The 20,597-nt window shown below is 70.4% G+C and carries 20 protein-coding genes and 1 pseudogene; 8 read left to right on the plus strand and 13 right to left on the minus strand.

The genetic code is table 11. The annotated features are described in order from the left end of the window. Nucleotides 1–23 precede the first annotated feature (23 nt). The 8 genes from D3P35_RS18530 to D3P35_RS18565 form a co-directional block, all read right to left on the minus strand. Nucleotides 24–1,271, minus strand: a complete 1,248-nt coding sequence (locus D3P35_RS18530; protein ID WP_118136569.1) for a BatD family protein — start codon at nucleotides 1,269–1,271, stop codon at nucleotides 24–26. Continuing rightward, on the minus strand, nucleotides 1,268–2,797 hold the full coding sequence (locus tag D3P35_RS18535) for a VWA domain-containing protein (protein WP_232830554.1): 1,530 nt from the start codon (nucleotides 2,795–2,797) through the stop codon (nucleotides 1,268–1,270). The genes D3P35_RS18530 and D3P35_RS18535 overlap by 4 nt, the downstream gene beginning before the upstream one ends. Continuing rightward, a complete protein-coding gene (locus D3P35_RS18540) occupies nucleotides 2,794–3,780 on the minus strand; it encodes a VWA domain-containing protein (protein ID WP_118136571.1) in 987 nt (328 codons plus the stop codon). The genes D3P35_RS18535 and D3P35_RS18540 overlap by 4 nt, the downstream gene beginning before the upstream one ends. Next, entirely contained in the window at nucleotides 3,777–4,286 is a 510-nt protein-coding gene (locus tag D3P35_RS18545) for a DUF4381 domain-containing protein (RefSeq protein WP_118136573.1), read from the minus strand. The genes D3P35_RS18540 and D3P35_RS18545 overlap by 4 nt, the downstream gene beginning before the upstream one ends. After that, a complete protein-coding gene (locus D3P35_RS18550) occupies nucleotides 4,286–5,197 on the minus strand; it encodes a DUF58 domain-containing protein (protein ID WP_232830555.1) in 912 nt (303 codons plus the stop codon). Before D3P35_RS18550 ends, D3P35_RS18545 begins: the two co-directional genes overlap by 1 nt. Nucleotides 5,198–5,274: 77 nt before the next feature. Further along, complete coding sequence (locus D3P35_RS18555; RefSeq protein ID WP_118136577.1) at nucleotides 5,275–6,261, minus strand: MoxR family ATPase; 987 nt, start codon at nucleotides 6,259–6,261, stop codon at nucleotides 5,275–5,277. Then, nucleotides 6,258–7,250, minus strand: coding sequence for an HAD family phosphatase (locus D3P35_RS18560; protein ID WP_118136579.1), 993 nt, complete (start codon nucleotides 7,248–7,250; stop codon nucleotides 6,258–6,260). The genes D3P35_RS18555 and D3P35_RS18560 overlap by 4 nt, the downstream gene beginning before the upstream one ends. A 70-nt stretch (nucleotides 7,251–7,320) precedes the next feature. Next, complete coding sequence (locus D3P35_RS18565; RefSeq protein WP_118136581.1) at nucleotides 7,321–8,886, minus strand: arylsulfatase; 1,566 nt, start codon at nucleotides 8,884–8,886, stop codon at nucleotides 7,321–7,323. A 15-nt stretch (nucleotides 8,887–8,901) separates the two neighbouring features. On the opposite strand from D3P35_RS18565, the pseudogene D3P35_RS27005 reads away from it, so the two are divergent. The 8 genes and pseudogenes from D3P35_RS27005 to D3P35_RS18600 form a co-directional block, all read left to right on the plus strand. Further along, nucleotides 8,902–9,348, plus strand: a pseudogene (locus D3P35_RS27005) (Crp/Fnr family transcriptional regulator); the annotation flags it as partial. 80 nt (nucleotides 9,349–9,428) lie between these two features. Continuing rightward, nucleotides 9,429–9,701 (plus strand): Crp/Fnr family transcriptional regulator, encoded by a 273-nt coding sequence (locus D3P35_RS26780; protein ID WP_157982203.1) that lies wholly within the window; start codon nucleotides 9,429–9,431, stop codon nucleotides 9,699–9,701. A 29-nt stretch (nucleotides 9,702–9,730) separates the two neighbouring features. Further along, a complete protein-coding gene (locus D3P35_RS18580; protein ID WP_198670695.1) occupies nucleotides 9,731–11,710 on the plus strand; it encodes a multiheme c-type cytochrome in 1,980 nt (659 codons plus the stop codon). A 208-nt stretch (nucleotides 11,711–11,918) separates the two neighbouring features. Then, the gene (locus D3P35_RS18585) at nucleotides 11,919–13,787 is read left to right on the plus strand and encodes a heavy metal translocating P-type ATPase (protein WP_118136624.1); all 1,869 of its coding nucleotides are present in this window, start codon (nucleotides 11,919–11,921) and stop codon (nucleotides 13,785–13,787) included. A gap of 748 nt (nucleotides 13,788–14,535) precedes the next feature. Beyond that, nucleotides 14,536–15,834, plus strand: coding sequence for a diguanylate cyclase (locus D3P35_RS18590; protein ID WP_157982204.1), 1,299 nt, complete (start codon nucleotides 14,536–14,538; stop codon nucleotides 15,832–15,834). Nucleotides 15,835–15,882: 48 nt separating this feature from the next. Continuing rightward, nucleotides 15,883–16,047: a hypothetical protein gene (locus D3P35_RS26250; RefSeq protein ID WP_157982205.1), complete on the plus strand. Its 165-nt coding sequence runs from the start codon at nucleotides 15,883–15,885 to the stop codon at nucleotides 16,045–16,047. 92 nt (nucleotides 16,048–16,139) lie between these two features. Continuing rightward, on the plus strand, nucleotides 16,140–16,328 hold the full coding sequence (locus D3P35_RS18595) for a type II toxin-antitoxin system HicA family toxin (protein WP_118136626.1): 189 nt from the start codon (nucleotides 16,140–16,142) through the stop codon (nucleotides 16,326–16,328). A gap of 29 nt (nucleotides 16,329–16,357) precedes the next feature. Continuing rightward, nucleotides 16,358–16,780 (plus strand): type II toxin-antitoxin system HicB family antitoxin, encoded by a 423-nt coding sequence (locus tag D3P35_RS18600; protein ID WP_118136589.1) that lies wholly within the window; start codon nucleotides 16,358–16,360, stop codon nucleotides 16,778–16,780. Between the two features lie 50 nt (nucleotides 16,781–16,830). On the opposite strand, the gene D3P35_RS26255 is transcribed toward D3P35_RS18600, so the two are convergent. The 5 genes from D3P35_RS26255 to D3P35_RS18620 all read right to left on the minus strand — a co-directional run bounded on the left by D3P35_RS26255 (nucleotide 16,831) and on the right by D3P35_RS18620 (nucleotide 20,516). Continuing rightward, a complete protein-coding gene (locus D3P35_RS26255; protein WP_157982206.1) occupies nucleotides 16,831–17,892 on the minus strand; it encodes a hypothetical protein in 1,062 nt (353 codons plus the stop codon). A 351-nt stretch (nucleotides 17,893–18,243) separates the two neighbouring features. Then, nucleotides 18,244–19,053, minus strand: coding sequence for a DNA adenine methylase (locus D3P35_RS18605; RefSeq protein ID WP_118136591.1), 810 nt, complete (start codon nucleotides 19,051–19,053; stop codon nucleotides 18,244–18,246). A 177-nt stretch (nucleotides 19,054–19,230) separates the two neighbouring features. Next, a complete protein-coding gene (locus D3P35_RS18610; protein ID WP_118136593.1) occupies nucleotides 19,231–19,578 on the minus strand; it encodes a hypothetical protein in 348 nt (115 codons plus the stop codon). A gap of 1 nt (nucleotide 19,579) precedes the next feature. Beyond that, on the minus strand, nucleotides 19,580–20,218 hold the full coding sequence (locus D3P35_RS18615) for a lysozyme (protein ID WP_157982207.1): 639 nt from the start codon (nucleotides 20,216–20,218) through the stop codon (nucleotides 19,580–19,582). 34 nt (nucleotides 20,219–20,252) lie between these two features. Then, nucleotides 20,253–20,516 (minus strand): hypothetical protein, encoded by a 264-nt coding sequence (locus D3P35_RS18620; RefSeq protein WP_118136597.1) that lies wholly within the window; start codon nucleotides 20,514–20,516, stop codon nucleotides 20,253–20,255. Nucleotides 20,517–20,597: the final 81 nt, after the last annotated feature.

Genomic DNA, 20,597 nt, shown 5'->3' on the forward strand with positions numbered 1-20,597 from the left:
CCGTGCCCGGCCGGCGCCCGGTCTCAGGGCGGCGGGCCGGCCGGGTTCAGCGGGCCCAGCGCGCTGTCGCCGGAGCGGGGCGCCGGAGGCGGGGCATGCGCCACGCAGTCGGCCAGGCGCCGCCAGTCCGCGGCGCCGGGCTCCGCGGGGATGCCGCCATAGCGCGCGGCGGTGAGCCGGCGCACGGCCTCGGCCACGCGGGCCGCCTGCGCGGGGCCGGTGCGCGGCGGGCGGCCGGCCCAGTCGGGGATCATCCGCAGGGTGGCGGGCAGATCGCGCGCGGCGATGGCGCGCAGCAGCACGGCGCGGGCATGGCGCTTGCTGGCGAGCCGCGCGGCGCGACGCGCGACATGCGCGCGGGCGAAGCGCGGGCGCAGCCGCCAGGCCAGCAGCGCCGCGAGCGCGAGCCCCGCTGCCCCGGCGACGAGCCCCTGCCAGGGCCAGGGGGCGGCGCGCAGCGGCGGGCCCTCGACCGAGAGGGTGAAGCCCGGCGCGGTCGCGGTCTCCACCCTGCCGGTGTCGAGGTTGAACCAGTCGAGCCGCGGGCCGGGCACCTCGCCGGAGCCGCCGCCCTGGGCCATCAGGCTCACCGTCTCGACCCGGGTGCCGGAAAGGACGCCACGCGCCTCGGCCTCGGTCACCTGCGGCTGGCCGGGATAGCTGCGGATGCCCGGCAGGTTCACCTGCGGCAAGAGCGGCGGCAGCACGATCGGCGATGCACCGGCGATGCTGGCGGTGACCGTGAGCGTGACGCCATCGCCCGGGCGCAACCCCTGCGTGGGTCCGGAAAGACCGGTCTCGAGCGTGAGGGCCGTGGCGGCGATGAACGGGTCGAGCCCCCCGGCCCCCTCGGGCAGACTGCCGGTGAGGGTGAGCGGCGGGGTCTGCACCGTGACGCGCTGCGGCTCGGCCCCGCCGGGCCGGGCGAAGGTGACCGTGAGCGGCTGCGCCGGGATGTCGAACCGGCCGGGCACCATGGGCGAGACCAGGTAGCGGCGGCGCACGCCCGACCAGGTCTCGCCCCCGACGCTGCCGCTCACCGGGGTTGTGGAGCGCTCGGGCAGGCGCACCCGCAGGTTCGGCACCTCGAAGGAGGGGAACGCGACCGGGCTGGGCATCCAGGTGGGCACGAGCACGGTGACGCGCAGGGTGGCATACTGGCCGGGCACCAGCTCGGCCGGCTCCAGCTCCACCGTCACCTGCGGCTGCCCCTCCTCCTGCGCGGCGGCGGCGCCGCAGAGCAGCAGCAGGAGCAGCGCGAGCCACCTCATTGCGCCTGCGCGGCCTCGACCGCGAAGCGCTGGCGCAGGAAATCTCCCGCATCGGTGTCCACCGTGTTGATCCACTGCTCGGCGGTGAGCATCGGCTCGTCGCCTGCCTCGCCCTGCACCTCGGTCTCCTGGCCGCGGTTCTCCTCGTTGTCGAGCGTCACGTCGTCGGCGCCCATGTCCTGCTGCTCGCCGATGTCGGACTGCTCCTGCGCGGTCTCGACATAGTCGACGATGCGCCTGGCCAGCGCGAGGTTCGCGGCGGCATCGGGGAAATCGGGGTCGCGCGCAAGGGCGGTCTCGTAGGCGCGCACCCCGTCGCGGTAGGCATGGTTGCGGATGCTGGCGAGGCCGAGGGCGAAGGCCGCCTCCGCCGTCTCCAGCCGGGCGAAGACCTGCGCCGCCTCCTCGTACCTGCCGGCGCGCATCAGGGCCATGCCCTGCCACATCGGGTCGGTGAAATGCTCCGCCGCCTCCGGGTAGTGCTTGCGCTCATAGGCGATCCGGCCCTGCTGGTCGGGGGTGAGGAACCAGTCGGCCATGCCCTCCGCCCGCGCGCCCCCGGGCAGCGAGAGCAGCCCGAGCGCGAGCCCGGCCGCCCAGCGCATGGTCCAGCCGCGGCGAAACCAGATCAGCGTGAGCAGTGCCGCGGGCCAGGCCAGGAGCCAGCCGCGGTCATCCCAGGGCTGGTCGCCGTCCTCGGCCAGGGCGCGTCGGAAGGCGGCGTTGAGCCGGCGGTCGAGGGCGGCCACGTCCGCCCCGTCGGGCGTGAGGGCGACGACCGGCAGGGTGAGCGCGTCGAGCCCCGCGTCGCCGGTGCCGGGCGGCAGCACGGCGAGAACGGCGAGACTGCCGGCCGCGGCATCGAGCCCCGCCACGTCGGCGCCCGAGACGGAATCGGTCACCAGCAGCACCCCGCCCGGCGCGCTCTCGCGCGCGAGCATCCCCTGCGCGAGGGCGAGGGCGGCGAGCGCGTCATTGCCCTCGCGCGGCATCACGTCGGGGGCGAGGCCCTCGAGATAGGGCTGCACCACCTGCGCGTCGCCGGTCATCGGCACCACGGAATGCGCGCTGCCGGCATAGGCGACGAGGGCGGTGCGCGCGCCGGCGCGCAGCTCGATGAGGTCGCGGATCTTCTGCTTCGCCCGCTCCAGCCGGCTGGGCGCCACGTCCTCCCCCGCCATCGAGGGCGCGACGCGCAGCGCGATCACCATCGGCGCGGCCTGGGCCACGAACGGGTCCGGCACGCGCGACCAGGTGGGCCCGGCGGCGCCGAGCACGGCGAGCACGAGCCCCAGCGCCACGCCGTCGACCGGGCGCAGGCGGCGGCGGTCGGAGCGCCCGAGGGTGAGGGCGGCGCGCAGGTGCGGGGCGATGGCCGCCTCGGGCAGCTCGCGCCCCGCCCCCCGCCACCGCACCAGCCACCACAGCCCCGCCACCGCCGGCAGAAGCAGGAGCAGCCAGGGCCGCAGGAAATGGAAGAACTCGGCGAAGAGCGCGAGACCGCTCATGCTGAAGCCGAAGCTCATTCCCGCACCCTCCGCCGCCGCGCGGCGAGCAGCAGCACCGCCAGCGCGCCGCCGCCCGCCAGCGCCGCGCCCAGCAGCGGCACCCAGGCCAGCGCGCGCCGCGGCCGCCAGGAGAGGCTCTGGGTCTCGCGCGCGGTGAGCTGGTCGATGCGGGCATAGACCCCGGCGAGGGCGGCGCTGTCCTCGGCGAAGGAATAGCTGCCGCCGCTGCGCGCCGCGATGTCCTGCAGGGCGCGCAGATCGACCTTGTCCTCGCCGCCGGCATCGGGGTTTCCCACCCCGATGGTGTGGATCTCGATGCCCCGGCTGCGGGCGATCTCGGCGGCGTTGAGCGGGCTCATGCGGCTCACGGTGTCGGCCCCGTCGGAGAGCAGGATCAGCAGGCGCTCCTCGATGTCGCTCGCCTCGAAGGTGCGGATGGCGAGGCCGATCGCATCACCCAGCGCGGTGTGCGGGCCGGCCATGCCGACCTCGGTCCGGGCCAGCAGGGCGCGGATGGTCTCGAGATCCTCGGTGAGGGGCGCCTGCACATAGGCCTTCGAGCCGAAGACGATCAGCGACATCCGGTCATGCTCGCGCCCGGCGATGAACCCGTCGACCACGGCGCGCACCCCGGCGAGACGCTGCAGGGTGTCGCCGCCGGGGGCGCGGAAGTCCTTCGCGTCCATCGAGCCGGAAATGTCGATGGCCAGCACCATGTCGCGCGCGGTGCGGGTCTGCTCCACCGGGGCGCCCACGCGCTCGGGCCGGGCCATCGCGAGCACCAGCAGGAGCCAGACCAGCACCGCCGCCGCCATCTGCAGGGCGCTGCGGCCCAGCACCACCGCGCCCGGGCCCACGCGGCTCCCGGCCGTGTCCACCACCCGGCGGAAGAAGGGAAAGCGCAGCGCGGCCACCCGCTCGCGGTGCGGCGGCACGAGCCAGAGCACCAGCAGCGGCAGCGGCAGCGCCAGCAGCGCCCAGGGAAAGCCGAGCGAGATCATCGCCGCCGCTCCGGCCGGTGGCGCCGCACCCAGGCGATGGCCGCACGGGTGAGCGCGGGGTCGGGCCCGGCGCCGGAATAGGGCGCGGTGGCAAGGGCGCGGCCGGGGCCGGAGGTAAAGGCCCCGCCGCCGCCATGCGCATCGAGAAACCCCAGCCAGGCGGCACCGGTGAGCCCCGCCACCTCGGCCCGCGGATGGCAGGTGAGTGCGGCGCGGCGCAGGATGGCGGAGATGCGGGCCGGGTCGTCCCCCGCCTCGGCAAGCAGGCGCAGCGCGGCGCGGCGCCAGGCATTGGCACGGTGTCGCCGCCACAGCGCCCGGGCGGCAAGGGCGAGGAGCAGGGCCAGCAGCACCGCCAGCGCCACCCAGCCCCAGGTCTGCGGCATGAGCGAGACCGGGGGCGGCTCGGCCGGGGGCACGAGCTGGTCGAGCAGGTCGACGAGCGTGGTGCCCCCCTCCCCCTGCGCGGTCTCCTGTGTAGTCTCCTGTGCGGCGGCGGGCTCCATCAGCGCCCCCGCCCCGCCAGCCCCATCAGCCGGCGCATCTGGGTGACACTGTCCTCGCCGGCACTCAGCGGCAGCACCGGCACGCCGAAGCGGCGCTGCCAGTCGAGCACCGCGGCGAGCCGGCCCTGTGCCATGTCGCGCAGGCGGCGGTGGGTGGCGCGGTCAGCGGTGTTCACCTCGGCCTGCAGCTCGCCGTCGGACACCACGAGGCGCAGCCCCTCCGGCAGGTTGCCCGCCAGCGGGTCCGACACCAGCCCCAGCACCACGTCGTTGTGCCGCGCGAGGCCGGAGACGAGGCGCTCGGTGGTGGTGTCCACCGCGTCGAAATCGGAGAAGACCAGCACCAGGTGGTCGCGCCGGGCGATGCGCGAGACCGAGGCGAGCACCCGGTTGAGCGGCATCGGCTCGGCCGCCGGCGCATCGGCGCGCAGGAGCGCGTTCGCCTGCGCGATGGCGGTGAGCAGCCCGGTGAGGGCGCGGCGGCTGCGGGCGGGGCGGATCTCGGCCAGGGCCTCGTCGCCGAACACCACGCCGCCCAGCCTGTCGCCCTGCGCGAAGATGCGGAAGGCGGCGAGGGCGGCGCATTCCGCCGCGGTGACCGATTTCATGTTCAGCACCGAGCCGAAGAACATCGACATGCGCTGGTCCACCACGATGAGCGTGGGGCGGTCGCGCTCCTCGGTGTAGACGCGCACATGCGGCGTGCCGGTGCGCGCGGTCACCTTCCAGTCGATGCTGCGCACGTCGTCGGCGGGCAGGTAGTGGCGCAGCTCCTCGAAGTTCAGCCCCCTCCCGCGCAGCCGCGAGGCGTGCCGGCCATTGAGGATCGAGCCCGAGGGCTGGCGGGGCAGGAAGCTGATGCGCCGGGCCTGCTGCTCGAGCCCGCGCAGATGCGCGAGATCGACCCGCACGCGCGGGTCCTCCCCCACGGGCGGCACGGGCGCGGCGAGCCCGGAGCGAAGGCGTGCGGCCCGGTCCTCCACCGCCGTCAGCCCGGGGCGACGCGGGCGAGGAGCTCCTCCACCACCCGGTCCGGGGTGACGCCCTCGCCCTGCGCCTCGAAGGTGAGGCCCAGCCGGTGGCGCAGCACGTCGCCGGCGATGGCCCGCACGTCCTCGGGGTCGACGTAGTCGCGCCCCGCGAGCCAGGCATGGGTGCGCCCGCAGCGGTCGAGCGCGAGCGAGGCGCGCGGCGAGGCGCCGATCTCGATCCAGCGCGGCAGGTCGGGGCCGAAATCGCCCGGCCGGCGGGTGGCGTCGACCAGGTCGGCCATGTAGCGCTCGATCGCCTCCGAGACATGGATGGCCCCGATCTCGGCCCGCGCGGCGAAGACCGCCTGCTGGGCGATGGCGGGGCGGGAGGGCGCCGCCCCGCCCTGCGCCCCCTGAAGGGCCGCGATCTCCTCGGCCCGCACGAGGCGGATCACCTCCACCTCGTCCTCCACCGGCGGGTAGCTGATGAGCACATGCATCAGGAAGCGGTCCATCTGCGCCTCGGGCAGCGGGTAGGTGCCCTCCTGCTCCACCGGGTTCTGGGTGGCCATCACCATGAAGAGCGGCTCCATGCGGTGGGTCTTGCCGGCCACGGTCACCTGCCGCTCCTCCATCGCCTCCAGCAGGGCGGCCTGCACCTTGGCGGGGGCGCGGTTGATCTCGTCGGCCAGCACGATGTTGGCGAAGATCGGCCCGGGCTCGAAGCGGAACTCCGAGCGCTCGCCGGAGCGGTAGTACACCTCCGTGCCGGTGACATCGGAGGGCAGCAGGTCGGGGGTGAACTGGATGCGGCTGAAGGCCACCTCCAGGTTCTTCGCCAGCGCCTTGATGGCGCGGGTCTTGGCGAGGCCGGGCAGCCCCTCCACCAGCAGGTTGCCATTGGCGAGAAGGCCGATCACCAGCCGGTCGATCACGCCGCGCTGGCCGATGATCGCCTCGCCCATCCGGGCCCGCAGCGTCTCGATCTCCTCGCGTGGGGTCATTCGCCGCCCGCCCAGACGCGGCTCCAGTCCTGCGCCATGTCGACCACCAGCCAGCCGCGGGCCTCCGCCTCGTCGAGCCCGCGGTCGAGCCTGCCGATCGAGCTCTCCCGGTCATAGGCGAACTCGCGCGCGCCGTCGGTGTGATGCACGATCATGCCGAAGCGCGGGCCCTCGCCGGCGGTGGTCCATTCCAGCATCTGGAAATCGCCGTCGGAATTGCCGGCCGCGAAGATCGGGCGCTGGCCGATGTGGCGCATGATGCCCACCGGCTTGCCCTCCTTGTCGTCGATGAAGGTCACACCGCCGTCCTTGGTGATCAGGGGCGTGCCGCCCTCGGCGGAGTAGGAGGTGTTGCCCTCGCTCCCCACCACCTGCCAGGGCGGGATGCCGTAGGCCTCCTCCGCGAAGGAGCGGATGAAGTCGATGCCGCCGCCCGAGACGATGTAGGTGGCGAAGCCCTCGTCGCGCAGGTAGCGCAGCAGCTCGAGCATCGGCTGGTAGGTCATCGCGGTGAAGGGCATGCCGGTGCCCGGATGGGTGGCGGTGGAGAGCCAGTCCCGCGCGGTGGCCATGAACTCCTCCGGGCTGACGCCGGAATGGGAGATGTCGAGGATCTCCAGCAGCCCCGCCTCGCCGCCCGCCATCATCCCCGCCATGTCGCCCGCCGCGGCGGCCTTCAGCACGTCGGAGGAGAGGATGGAGGGGTCGGCCTCGGCCCTCGACTTCAGCACGTCGAGGGCGAAGAGGAGCTGGAAATAGGCCGGCTGCTCGGCCCAGAGCGTGCCATCGTTGTCGAAGACCGCGATGCGGTCCGCCTCCGGCACGTAATCGCCCGAGGCGGGGTCGGTCACCCGCTCCACGAAGGCGATGATCGCGGCCTCGGCCGCGGTGTCGTTCCAGGAGGGGAGCGGGTCGGCGAGGGCCGGAAGGGCCAGCGCGCAGAGGGCCGCGGCCGCGGCACCGGCGCTGCGCAGGGACGTGATGGACATGTGCGTTTCTCCCGCATGCGGGGCGGCACCCGCGGTGCCGCCCTCCCGTTGGTCCGGTGGCGCGCGCGGCTTACTGCACGCCGCCGGGCATCACGTTTTCGACGTCCTGCAGCCGCTGCACCAGGTCGGCGTTGCGCAGGGTCTGGTAGCCGAGGTTGGAGGCGGTGAGCGACGAGCCGGTCTGGTAGGGGAAGCCCGGGATCGTCTGGAAGAACTTCTTTATCTCCGCCTGGATGGGCACGAAGGTCCACATCGTGTTCTCGGCGTACCAGCGCAGGTACATGCCCGACTCCTCCCAGTTCTTCTCGTAGGGGTCGGCCTTGAGGTTGACCACCACCGGCCAGGCGGGGGTGTTGCGGATGCCCTCGGCGATGTTGCCGTCGACGGTGGCGAAATGGATCTTCCAGTCCGCGTAGCGCACCGCGTTGAGGTTTCCGCCCTGGTCGAAGTACATGATCTCGCGCCGCGGGCTCTGCTCGGCCTCGCCCGAGAGCCAGGGCAGCATGTTGTAGCCGTCGAGATGCACCTTGAACTCCTTGCCGTTGAGCGTGGTGCCCTGCTGGAGCTTCTCGACGATGTCCGGGTCGCCCATCGCGGCGGCGAAGGTGGGGAACCAGTCCTCCTGGCTGATGATGCCGTTGAGCTTGGTGCCCGGGTCGATCACGCCGGGCCATTTCACCAGCAGCGGCACGCGGAAGCCGCCCTCCCAGGTGCTGCCCTTCTCGCCCTTGAAGGGCGTGGTGCCGCCGTCGGGCCAGGAGGCCACCTCGGCGCCGTTGTCGGTGGAGTAGACCACGATGGTGTTGTCGGCGAGGCCCAGCTCGTCGAGCTTGTCGAGCACCTGGCCCACCATGCCGTCATGCTCGACCATGCCGTCGGGGTAGAGCCCCTTGCCGGTGGTGCCGACCGCCTCGGGCTTCAGGTGCGTCCACACGTGCATGCGCGTGGTGTTGAACCACATGAAGAACGGCGTGCTCTGGTCGCTCGCGCGCTGCAGGAAGTCGAGCGCGGAGGCGAGGAATTCCTCGTCAACCGTCTCCATGCGCTGCTTCGTGAGCGGGCCGGTGTCCTCGATCTCGCCGTCGGCGGAGGCGCGGATCACGCCGCGCGGTCCGTATTGCTCGCGGAAGGCGGGGTCCTTGGGGTAGAAATAGCCCTCCGGCTCCTCCTCGGCGTTGAGGTGGTAGAGATTGCCGAAGAACTCGTCGAACCCGTGGTTGGTGGGCAGGTGATGGTCCTGGTCGCCGAGGTGGTTCTTGCCGAACTGCCCGGTCATGTAGCCGTGCTCCTTGGCGAGATCGGCGATGGTGGGCGCCCAGTCGGGGATGCCGTGATCGTCGCCCGGCATGCCGATGGTCAGCAGCCCGGTGCGGAACGGATGCTCCCCGAGGATGAACGACGCGCGCCCCGCGGTGCAGGACTGCTGGGCATAGGAATCGGTGAACAGCGCCCCCTCGGCGGCGATGCTGTCGATGTTGGGCGTCTGGTAGCCCATGATGCCGTGGTTGTAGGCGCTGACGTTGTGAACGCCGATATCGTCGCCCCAGATCACCAGGATATTCGGCGGCGCCTGTTCCTGTGCGTGAAGAGCTGTTCCGGTGACGGCAAGTGCGGCTGATAGAAAAAATCGTCTCATGTCGCGCCTCTTGGAATGCGATTCTCTACCCGATCTCGAATCTGCTCGAGAAGTCGGGGACAGGAGAATGTTAACGTGATACCGTGGGGGAAACTGCACTATTCGGTACAATCGGAACGCGAATTGGACGATATTCTGAGTTCCGTCTACAAGACGGGCTGGCTTGCCGCGCAACCGGAAAGCTTCAGGAATGAAATACTCGACGGCGGGGAGCTCCGGCATTACTCGCAGGGAGATGTCGTGTATTCCCTGGAGGATCCGCCCGGTGGCCTCTATTGCGTCCTCAAGGGCCAGATCGAGATCGTCCTGCCCTCGCGGGAGATGGGCCTGCACCTCGCGCATATGGCAGGGCCCGGCTTCTGGCTGGGTGAGGGCAGCTTCTTCTCGCGCGCGCCGCGCAACATCGGGCTGATCTGCAGCACCGACGCCGTGCTGTTCCACCTCGCGCTCGAGCGCATGGACCGCATGACCCGGGACGACCCGCTCGCCGCCCGGCGCTTCGGCCAGATCGCGCATCGCAACCTCGAGCAGGGATGGGCAAGGTGTCCGACCTGCTGCTGCCGGCGAGCGAGCAGCGCCTGGCCGCCACGCTGCTGCGCCTCGTCGCGGCGCAGGACACGCCGCGGCTGCGCATCAGCCAGTCCGAACTCGGCGCAACCGCCAATGTCTCGCGCAACGTGGTGAGCCGCATCCTCGGCCGCTTCTCGCGCAAGGGCTGGGTCGAGCTGGGCTACGGCTGTGTCGAGGTGCGCGACGCCGCCGCCCTGACGGCCAGTTTCCGCGCCCCCGCCGAAGACACGTTCCACTACAAGTGAGGCAGCCCCGGGGCCGCCGGAAGGACCGAATGACCCGCCTTGCCCTCTTCGCCTGCCTGCTGGCCCTGTTCCGCCTGCTGCCCGCCGCGGCCCAGGAGATGCCGCGGGCCGAAGGCGCGCCCGGCTACATCGGCTCGCAGGCCTGCGCCGGCTGCCACGCCGAGGCGGCCGAAGCCTGGGCCGGCTCGCACCACGCCCTCGCCTGGACCCTGCCGGACGCGGGCCACCTGCTTGGCGATTTCAACGACACGCGCTTCGAGCAGGGCGACATGTCCGTGCGCTTCCGCACCGCGCCGGACGGCCGCCCGCACGTGGAGGTGACCGAGCTCGACGGCACCACCACCGACTACCCGGTGCATTCCGTGGTCGGCATCGCGCCCCTGCAGCAATACCTGCTGGAAACCGCGCCGGGCCGGCTGCAATCCTTCGACGTGGTCTGGGACACCGAGCGGGGCGGCTGGTTCCACCTCTACCCCGACACCCCCCTGCCGCCCTCCGACGGGCTGCACTGGACCGGGCCCTACAAGAACTGGAACGGCCGCTGCGCCACCTGCCACGCCACCGGCTACAGCGCCAACTACGACCTCGCCACCCGCAGCTATGCCTCCGAATGGTCCGAGATCGGCGTGGGCTGCGAGGCCTGCCACGGCCCCGGCGCCGCGCATGCCGCCTGGGCGGAGCAGCCCTCCTCGCCCGTGCCGCCGAACCACGGCTTCTCCGCCCGGCTCGCCCCCGGAGAGGGGCAGATCGAGGCCTGCGCCGGCTGCCATTCCCGGCGCGAGGCCTTCCTCGACGGCAACCCCCTGCCCGGCACGCCCTACGCGGATGCCTACAGCCTGTCGCAGCTGCGCCCCGGCCTCTACCACGCCGATGGCCAGATCCTCGACGAGGTCTATGTCTACGGCTCGTTCCTGCAGTCGAAGATGTATGCCTCCGGTGTCTCCTGCTCGGATTGCCACGCGCCGCATTCCGCCCGGCTGCGCGCCGAGGGCAACGCCCTGTGCACCACCTGCCACGCGCCGGAGGCCGACGCCCGCTTCCCCGCCGCCGGACAGGCGGTCTACGACAGCCCGGAGCACCATTTCCACGCGCCCGGCAGCCCCGGCGCCCAGTGCCGCGCCTGCCACATGGTCGAGCAGGTCTACATGGGCAACGACTGGCGGGCCGACCATTCCTTCCGCATCCCCCGCCCCGACCTCGCCGCGACCACCGGCGCGCCGGACGCCTGCACCACCTGCCACGCCGGGCGCGACCCCGCCTGGGCGGCGGAGCGCATCGCCGCCTGGTACCCCGACAGCGCCCACCGCGGCCCGCATTACGGCGAGGTGCTGGCCCGCGGGCGCGAAGACCCCGCCGCCGCCGCTCCCGCCCTCACCCGCCTCGCGCGCGATGGCGACATGCCGGGCATCATCCGGGCCACCGCCCTGTGGCTGCTCGAACAATCCGGCACGCCCGAAGATGCCGCCGGCCTCGCCGCCCTGCTGGAAGACCCCGACCCGGTGGTGCGCGAGGCCGCGCTCGGCGCCCAGCGCCTCGCCGGGCCGCAGGCGCGCGCGCAGCGGGTGATCGGCCTGCTCGACGACCCCGCCCGCTCGGTGCGCATGGCCGCGGCGCGCCAGCTCCTCGACGCGCCCATCGCCCACCTGCCGCCGCGCTACGCCACCCGGCTGCGCAGCGCCATGGCCGAGTGGCAGCAGGCGCTCGGCCAGCGCATGGACTTCCCCGAGACCAGCCTGCAGCTCGGCGGCATGGCGCTGACCATGCGCAACATCCCCGCCGCCAACCGCGCCTTCCGCGAGGCGGTCACCCTCGATCCGCAGCGGGTGGAGGCCTGGGTGATGCTGTCGCGCATCGCCGCCGCCACCGAGGGCGCGGCGGCCGCTCTCGCCATCGTCGACGAAGCGCTCGCCGCGGCTCCGGGCGACTTCAGCCTGCGCTCGATGCGCGCCGAGCTCACCGGCCAGGCCCCGAACCTGCTGCCCCCGCCCCCGCCCTCGCCTTCGCGCTGAGCCCGGCCCCGGCGCCGGCACGCCCCCGCCCGCAAGGCCCCGCCCGCAAGGCTCCACTTCCGCCGGCGGCGGGAGGAACGGGGACCGGGGCAAAAGGCCGTCTCGACCCCGCGCCCGGCCTGCGCGAGGATGGAACGAGAGGGCGGCGCGGCCGCCCCGGGGCAGCAGCCAGGGACAGCTCGGTCCCGAGCCAGGCGAAGGTGAGATGATGGACCGTTCCGGCTCCGGCCGTGTCGACCTGGCGATGCTCGCCATTGCCGTCTGCGGCCTGCTTGGCGGGCTCGCCTTCCGCCTGGCCGGACAGCCGGGGCCCGCCGACATCGCCTGGACCGCGGGGGTGCTCCCCAGCCTGGCGGTGCTGCTCGCGGACATCCTGCGCGGCCTCCTGCGGCGCGGGACCGGGCTCGACATCATCGCGGCGCTCTCGATGACGGCGGCGCTGGTCTTCGGCGAGACACTCGCCGCCGCCGTGGTGGCCGTGATGTACGCCGGCGGCACCTTCCTCGAGAGTTTCGCCGAGGGGCGCGCGCGCCGCGAGATGCACGCGCTGCTCGCCCGCGTTCCACGCACCGCCACCCGCTGCCGCGGCGACCGGCTGGAGGACGTGCCGCTCGAGGCGATCGAGCCGGGCGACAGGCTGCTGATCCGCCGCGGCGACGTGCTGCCGGTGGATGGCACGGTGACCGGCGGCGCGGCGCTGCTCGACACATCGGCGCTCACCGGCGAGGCCCTGCCGGTGCGCGTCGACCCGGGAACCGAGGCGCTCAGCGGCGCGACGAACGCCGGTGAGGCCTTCTCGCTCTGCGCCCTGCGCCGCGCGCGGGAGAGCACCTACGCCGGCATCGTGCGGCTGGTGGAGGAGGCCCGGAGCTCGAAGGCGCCGATGTCGCGGCTGGCCGACCGCTGGTCGCTGTGGTTTCTCGCGCTGACCTGCACGCTCGCCGGCGCCGCCTGGTGGGCGACAGGCGACCCGCTGCGCGCGGTGGCGGTGCTGGTCGTCGCCACCCCCTGCCCGCTGATCCTGGCCGTTCCGGTGGCGCTGGTGGCCGGCCTGTCCTGCGCGGCGCGCTTCGGCGTGCTGGTGAAGGGCGCGGGGCCGCTGGAGCGGATGGGTCGCGTCCGAACCGTCATCCTCGACAAGACCGGCACGCTCACCGAGGGACGCCCGCAGATCGTCTCCGTCACCTGCGAGGCGGGCGTCGGACCCGCCGAGGTGTTGCGCCTCGCCGCCGCCCTCGACCAGGCGACAGGCCACCCGGTGGCGCGGGCCATCGTCGCGGCGGCCCGGGCGCGGGGCCTCGCCCTGCCGGCGCCGACGGGGGTGGAGGAGACGGCCGGCGAGGGGGTGCGCGGGCAGGTCGAGGGGCGGGCCGTCGTGGTGGGGGGCACCGGCTTCGTGGCCTCGCAGATCGGCGTTCCGGAGGGCGCGCTCCCCGGCCGCGCCGCCGGCTCGGTGCTGGTCGCGGTGGCGGCGGATGGCCGGCGCATCGGGCATCTGACGATGTCCGACCCGCTGCGGAGCGACGCGCGGCAGATGCTGCAGCGTCTGCGCCGCGGCGGGGTGCAGCGCATTCTGCTCGCCACCGGCGATCGCGCCGAGGTGGCCGGGCGCATCACCGCGGGGCTGGGGCTCGACGCCGTCCGCGCGGAGCTCACGCCGGGGCAGAAGGTCGGGCTGGTCCGCGCCGAGCGCGCCGCCGGCCCGGTGATGATGGTCGGCGACGGCGTGAACGACGCCCCGGCGCTGGCCGCGGCAGACGTCGGCGTGGCGATGGGCGCGCGCGGCGCCGCCGCCTCGGCCGAGGCGGCCGACATCGTGCTGCTGGTCGACCGGCTGGACCGGCTGGCAACCGGCATCGACATCGCCCGGCGGGCGCGCCGCATCGCGCTGCAATGCGTTGTCGCGGGCATCGGCCTCTCGGCGGCAGGCATGATGGCGGCGGCGCTCGGCCACCTCACCCCGGTGCAGGGCGCGCTTCTGCAGGAGGCCATCGACCTCGCGGTGATCCTGAACGCGCTCCGCGCGCTGCGCCCGGCAACCGGCCGCGCCCCGGCGGACACCCCGGCCGCCGCGTGAGCCGCGCCGGCCTCTCGGAACCTCCCCTGCCTTGCCGGCGCGAACCGGCGTGGAAGAGGCGTCGCAGCGTGGCGAAGACAGGATCGGAGGCCGGCCCTTCTCCCCGTCCCCCCGGCGCGCCCGAAGCGGGAGCCGGACGCCGGGACCGTTCCCCGCGCACCCCCGATGCGGCCGTGGCCGATCCGCAGCGCGGCACGCGGCGGCCCATGCTCCACGTGTCAGCGACGCGCGATGGCGCCCCGAACGGGCCGCGCCTGCGCCGGGCCACGCCTGCGCCGGAGAGATGAGAAAGCTTGAGAAGCTGTGATCGGCGGAGTGAGCCACGCGCCTGCCGGCCTGGCTCACTTTCCCGATTTTCCCTTTTCCATCAAGGGCCCACCAGGGGAGTGGTGGGCGGGGTGGGGCTGATAGTCCCGCCGATTTCCTCAATGATTTCAGCGAAATACTGCACCGCAAGGGCCTCCAGCCCGGCTAAATCAGAACAATGACTTACGCGGCGAGCGCACCACCCCAATCTGCCATCCTGCTCGCCGCTACCATCTCCTTCGCCATGCCCTTCACTCGACAAACCAGCGATGCGTCCGCCCGCGTCCCCGGGCCGGCGGTATCTTCGCGCGCGGCGTCCAAGCGGGCCCGCCTAAGGATCCGGCAAAAGCGGAGGTGCGGCGGAGCCGCCCCGCGACTGTGGCGTTGCCGGCTCCACCGCTTTAGAACTCGTAGTCCACGACCATCGAGTCCGAGTGAGAGAATGTTTGCACGTCTTCAGAATGCGTCGCTCAGAACCTGGATCGCAGCGGGAGTCCTGCTGGCCGTCGCTCCGCTCTACCTGTGCATGGCGACCGGCTACTTCATTTTCCGGGATACCGTCGCCGAGCCTTTCCGGCAGGTGATCCACGCTCAGCACCGCATAATGCTGCCCCTGGAGAAGCTGCAGGGCGAACTCTGGCACCTATCGGTGGCTGTGAACGGCTATGCCGAGACAGGCGACATTGCCCTTCGGCGGAGCATGGAGGATATCGAGCGCCAGATTGCGGCGCATCTGGTGGAACTTGAACGAGCGGCGGAGGACTTCGGCCAGTTTTCACCCATCCTGCAGGGAGCGCGCCAGCAATGGGAGGAAGTGATAGCCAGCTCCACCGCTATCTCTCCAGGCAATCCAGGCACCGCAGACGCCGCCCTGTTGCGCTTCGAGGAAGTGGTCGCCGGCGTCGCGCTGCGGCTGGAAGACGTGCTCACCGAGCTGCGTCGGGAGAACGAAGACAGCCACGCCGACGCTCTGGAGGCCATCCGCGCACTGGAGATAGGAGCCGGCATTGCCTCCGTGCTCACGGTGCTCCTCACCTTCGCCGGCGCCCGCATCATAAACCGGGCATTGAAGGCGAGCACGGATGAACTGGTGGCCGGCGCAATGCGCATGGCCAGTGGCGAGCGCGGCGGACGCATCGATGTGCAGATTCCGCCCGAGCTGGCAGCGGTGGCCGGAGCGTTCAACACGCTTGCCGGGCGCGTGGCAGAGCAGGAGAGCGAGCTGCGCGCACTGGCAGGCACTGACGATCTGACCGGGCTTGGCAACCGCCGCGAGTTCAACCGCGCCCTCGCGAGCGAAGCCGACCGGGCGCAGGCTACAGGCGGTTCCTTCGCCGTGCTGCTGGTGGACGTGGACCATTTCAAGCGGGTGAACGACGCGCACGGCCACCCGGCCGGAGACGAAGTCCTCCGCGAGATCAGCCGTCAGATCGCGGAGGCGGCCCGCGCCCAGGACCGTGTGTTCCGCTACGGTGGGGAAGAGTTCGCGCTCCTGCTCCGCGACGTGCGCGAGACGGAGGCCCACGCGATCGCAGAGCGAATGCGCACGCGTATCGAGGCGCACCAGATCCTGTTGCCGGGCGGCGCCCGCGTTTCGGTAAGCATCAGCGTGGGCATTGCAGTGAATGGCGGCGCAGCCGGCCAGCACGAGAAGCTGCTGCACATAGCCGACACCGCCCTCTACCAGGCGAAGAGCAGCGGGCGCAACCAAGTCGCAATGGGCAGCAGTGTCCAAGGTTAGCACTCACCGGCGGCCTGAGGGTACGCGAAGCGGGGCCTCCTTCCGGCCATGACCTTCACCCGCCAGCGCACACCGCCGCAGCATGTCGGCGACACCGAGTTGTGGACCATCCGCCTGGCGGAGGTGAAGCGCATCTATCTGGAGGCGTTGAAGGCCGGGCCTGTCAGGCTGCCGCGCGATCCGCCGGAATGGGATCCTAGCAACATCTGGTGATGGGATTGGGGCTTGGCACGGGCTGTATTGCGCTGTGCAATTTATTCCACACATCTGTTGACTTCTACATAAGTGTGGAATATATTATCTTCATGAACAGCAAGGAACTTGAAAAACTGCTCAGACGACTCGGCGCAACCTTCGAGAACCACAAAGGCGGCAGCGGACACAGGACGGTCAGACTTAACGGAAAGACCTCACAACTCCCACGCCACGGCTCCCGGAAGGAACTCGGCACCAACCTCGTCGAAAAGATCAAGAAAGACCTCGGCGTCAAATGAGGCCGGGTCATCCAGAAAAGGAGCCCGCCATGTTGACTTACCCCGTTGAACTCACGCCAGATGATAACGACACGTTTCTGGTGACCTGCCCTGACCTGCCAGAGGTCACCACCTTCGGGGAAGGCCAGGAAGAGGCAATCGCGCATGCCGCCGGCGCCGTCGCAGAGGCATTGGCTGGTCGGCTGAAACGCTTCTCCGAGATCCCCATGCCGAGCGCAGGAGAGACCCAGGTCGCCGTTGACCTGCTTACTGAGATGAAGGTTCGGCTCATGTGGGCAGCGCAGGGCGCCGGAATGTCCAGGGCAGATCTGATGCGCGCGCTTGGCTGGCAGCGCAATCAGGTCGACAGACTGTTCGATGCAAACCACCACACGCGGCTGGACCAGTTCGAAGCAGCGTTCCACGCTCTGGGCGTCGAACTGCAGATCGGCGCCCTGCAGAGAGCCGCATGAAATGCGATAGTCCCGCCGGTAATCGTCGGCGGGGCTGCTGTGGGCCCAGCCTATCTCTTTCCGCTGAAAATGTCTTTCAAATCTATGTTTACCTTAATTGATACTATTTGTATTAGCTTCGTAATCAGCCCCTCGCTTGGCCTAATCCTAACCGTGCTACGGATATTCCTCCCATTCTCTGTTAGCTCGGTCGAAAACTCCCCTTCGAGCACATACCCCTTCTCCCGCAGGCCAACCATCGTTTCATGCAAATCTGTCGCGTCCGGAACAATCGAATTTCCCGCTATGCGATGCCCTTGAGATTCCGCGACGCTAAAGGCAGAAGCTATTTCGGACTCCGTTGACATACCTCTGTCCACCAAGCCCAACGCCAAGCGATCCGCTGGAGGGAAAAAGTACTGATAGACGTCGAGCGACTTAAGACGCTCTTCAATTTTTTCCAGTTCCTTGTTCTCATGAAACAACTCCCAGTCATTCTCTGAGAGCTCGTAGGTAGGTATCGGGCAGATGCCCTGAACTCTATCTCCAGATAGATTATCGATCTGAGATACCTGGGTTAGAATATCCGTCGCCGGCTGGACCAGACCATCACCATCAGCTGGTCTCGAAACCTTACTCCAGTCGAATACGCTCATCTGCTCAATAATACTTGTTACTATACTCCGCAATGGGAGTGAGCTTTTCTTCATATTTCCTATAATTTCACTTGCTTCAGGCTCGAGAAGGCTCCACAGAGTTTTCCCAGCATCCCCTCCTTGAGACAAAATGGTCCCAGCCGCGAAAAGTTTCGCAACATCGAGGGTACCGTTTTCCGTGAAGAACATTACTCTCGCGGCATGCGCCAAATCTATCGCCAGAGGGCGCGCAACTAAAACTCTTACGCTTGGCATTGTTGACTGAACGTCTATTCGCATAAGTGCAGCGATACGTGGGCTTGCCTCAGAAGAAACCAATATTATACGATTATTTTTTTCATCCACACCGATTGCTTCAATCGGATGTACAAGCCCACTTGTGCCCCGAATCTCTCGTGCTTCACGGTACTCTGTTCGAAGGGCCCTGCAAAACGCTTCCCAAATCCGAGGGTTATCGAGGTTCTTTCCACTCATCATGCCACCAAATACTGCCTTCTTTGTTAAAACCCAAGATTGGGGGCATACTTTATGACGCTAACCTCGAATGTCGAGCTAGGCTTTGCAAATAGGCAGAACTACTGGCGCGCTTTCGAATGCTCGGTAGGTAAGGCCCCTGCCCCAAACGGCCGAGCGGCAGCGATGGACCGGAAGTGACGATTGAGGGGGGCAGACGCCGCAGGACCATTGTACGATTCCTGAGCGCTGCTGCCGATCATGAAACCAAGCGCTGACTTCGGTTTTCTCCTCCTAGCCTCAGTCCTCCAAAACAACAAACGCCCCGCCAGCGTCAGCCGGCAGGGCACATATCCTATCGACTGCTTGACCGCCTCACCCGAACAAATCCCGTTCCACCGCGCGATCCGCCACCACGAGCTCCGCGGCCTCCACCGCCGCTCCACGCCCCGCGGTGTAGCTCAGGCTCACCCCATCGAGGTGGAACCGCCCGAACCAGTCCCGCGTCTCGGGCGTGTCGTTGATCGACATCACGAACCGCCCTTTCAGCCCGGCGAGCAGCCCCGCCATCTCGGCGAAGTCCGCCCGCGCGAACATCCCCTTGCCGTAGTCGTTCTCGCCCCCGAGGTAGGGCGGATCGAGATAGAACAGCGTGTCGGGGGTGTCGTAGCGGGCGAGCACCTCGCGCCAGTCGAGGTTCTCGAACACCACGCCTGAGAGCCGCGAATGCGCTGCCTCCAGCAGCGGACCGAGCCGGGAGATGTCGAACCGTGGGCCGCAGGTCGGCGCCACCCCGAAGGCACCGCCGATGTTGCCGCCGAACGCCAGCCGCTGGAGATAGAGGAACCGCGCCGCGCGCTCGAGGTCGGTGAGCGTGGCGGGATCGGTCCGGCGCAGGCGCTCGAACTCCTCGCGGGCGGTCACGTGGAAGCGCATCGTGTCCATGAGGTAGGCGTAGTGCCGCTGGAGGATGCGGAAGAGGTTCACGATCTCGCCGTTGCGATCATTGGCGACCTCGAGCCGCGGACGGAAGGGGCGGCGCAGGAAGACGCCGCCCATGCCGACGAAGGGCTCGACGTAGGTCTTGTGGGGGATGCGGGAGATGCGATCGATGAGGGTCCGGTGCAGGGCCCTCTTGCCGCCCTTCCAAGGGGCGACGGGTGCGGCGGCGCGCACTTGTTCCATGAGGTGAATCCGTGTCAGGTCGCGCGGCCCGCGCGGGCACGGGCGACCACTTCGATTCGATCCTGGTCGGCACGGTCTCTTCTCAACATGTGGCCGTGTGGTTCGGGCTGTTGACGCAGCCCGGGCCCCCGCCGCGGCGGCGGGGGTCGATCTCAGGGGCGGCGGGCGTCGAGCCCCCTACCCTGCCCCACCGAGCGCGGCGGCCACCTTCGCCCGCAGCACGTCCTCGGAGGCGCCGAGCCTCTTCACCGCATCGGGCACGGACCGCTTCACGTAGTCGACGGCCGTCTCAACCTGCGCGGCATCCGGCAGCGCGCCGGTGGCGGGCAGCGTCACCCCGGCCCGGCGAAGCGCCAGGCGCACGCCGGTCATGATCGCAGCGTCAAGCGCGGCGCGGTGCTTCGCCTCGATGTCGAGGCCGAGGCGCTGCTTTGCGACGAGCGCGAGCCAGGCGACCAGCACCGAGGCGAGGGTGCCGGCGAGCTCGAGCGCCACGGGCGCGAGGACGTTGAGGATGGTGTGCATGTCAGGCTCCTGTCAGCCAGGTGAGGATACGGGCGAAGAGGGACGGCCGGGGCGCGGGCGGCTCCGGCTCTGGTTCCGGCTCGGGCGGTTCGGGCTCCACCAGCGCCAGGAACTCCGGCACCGGCATGACGCGCAGCACGCCCTGCAGGCGGCCGGCCGTGTCCGCGCGCCAGATCGGCACGGGCGCGTCGGGGTACGTCCCGGCGCGGAACAGCTCGCGCTCGGCATCGCGGCGCGGGATGATCTCGGGGGGCTTGTGCCAGTTGTCGAAGGCCAGCGCCGCGCCGCGGCGGTCGCCGGCGTTGAGCAGCTCCACCAGGCGCGCGCTGGTGATGCCGCCGGTGTTGAAGTCGAACGACACCAGCGCATCGAACTCATGCTGCGCGAGGGGCACGGCGACTGCCGCGAGCACGCGCGCCTCGCAGAGAGCCAGATCGGCGCGGAATATCTCCACCGCCCGGCGCACGGCCGCGTCGAGATCCGCCGGCATGCCGGGCGGCATCGCGCCGGGGTCCGGACCGCCGGCCCCGGCGGTGTGGCCGATGCCGAAGGTCCAGGTGCCTTTCGTGTCGCGGTAGGGGGCGGGCACAAGGCCCTCGTGCGCGGCCAGGGCGGCCACGCCTTTTGGGGATGTTCTCATGGGGGGATCTCCGGGAGAGAGGGTGGCGCCGGGCCTACCGGCCGCGGGCCTCTATGCTGGCCTTGAGCTCGCCGATGGCGGCGAGGATGTTGTCGAGCTTCTGGCGGTCGCCGGCGGCGGTGATCTCGGCGAGGCGCATGCGGTCGGCAAGCTGCTCGACGCGCCGGGTGCGCTCGGCGCCGGCATCCTCCACCGCGCCGATGCGCGCCTGCATGGTGGCGTAGGTCGCGGTCACCACCACGATCATCGTGCCGATGGAGATCAGGTTGCCGACACTCACGGTGCGGTCGAGGCGCATGGGCTTTTCCCTCTCGCGCGGGGGGCCGGGGGATTGGATCATGCCCGCCGCCTCAGATCGCGATGCCGAAGCGCCCCAGCC

The sequence above is a fragment of the Oceanicella sp. SM1341 genome (assembly GCF_003448965.1).
Classification (GTDB): domain Bacteria; phylum Pseudomonadota; class Alphaproteobacteria; order Rhodobacterales; family Rhodobacteraceae; genus Paroceanicella.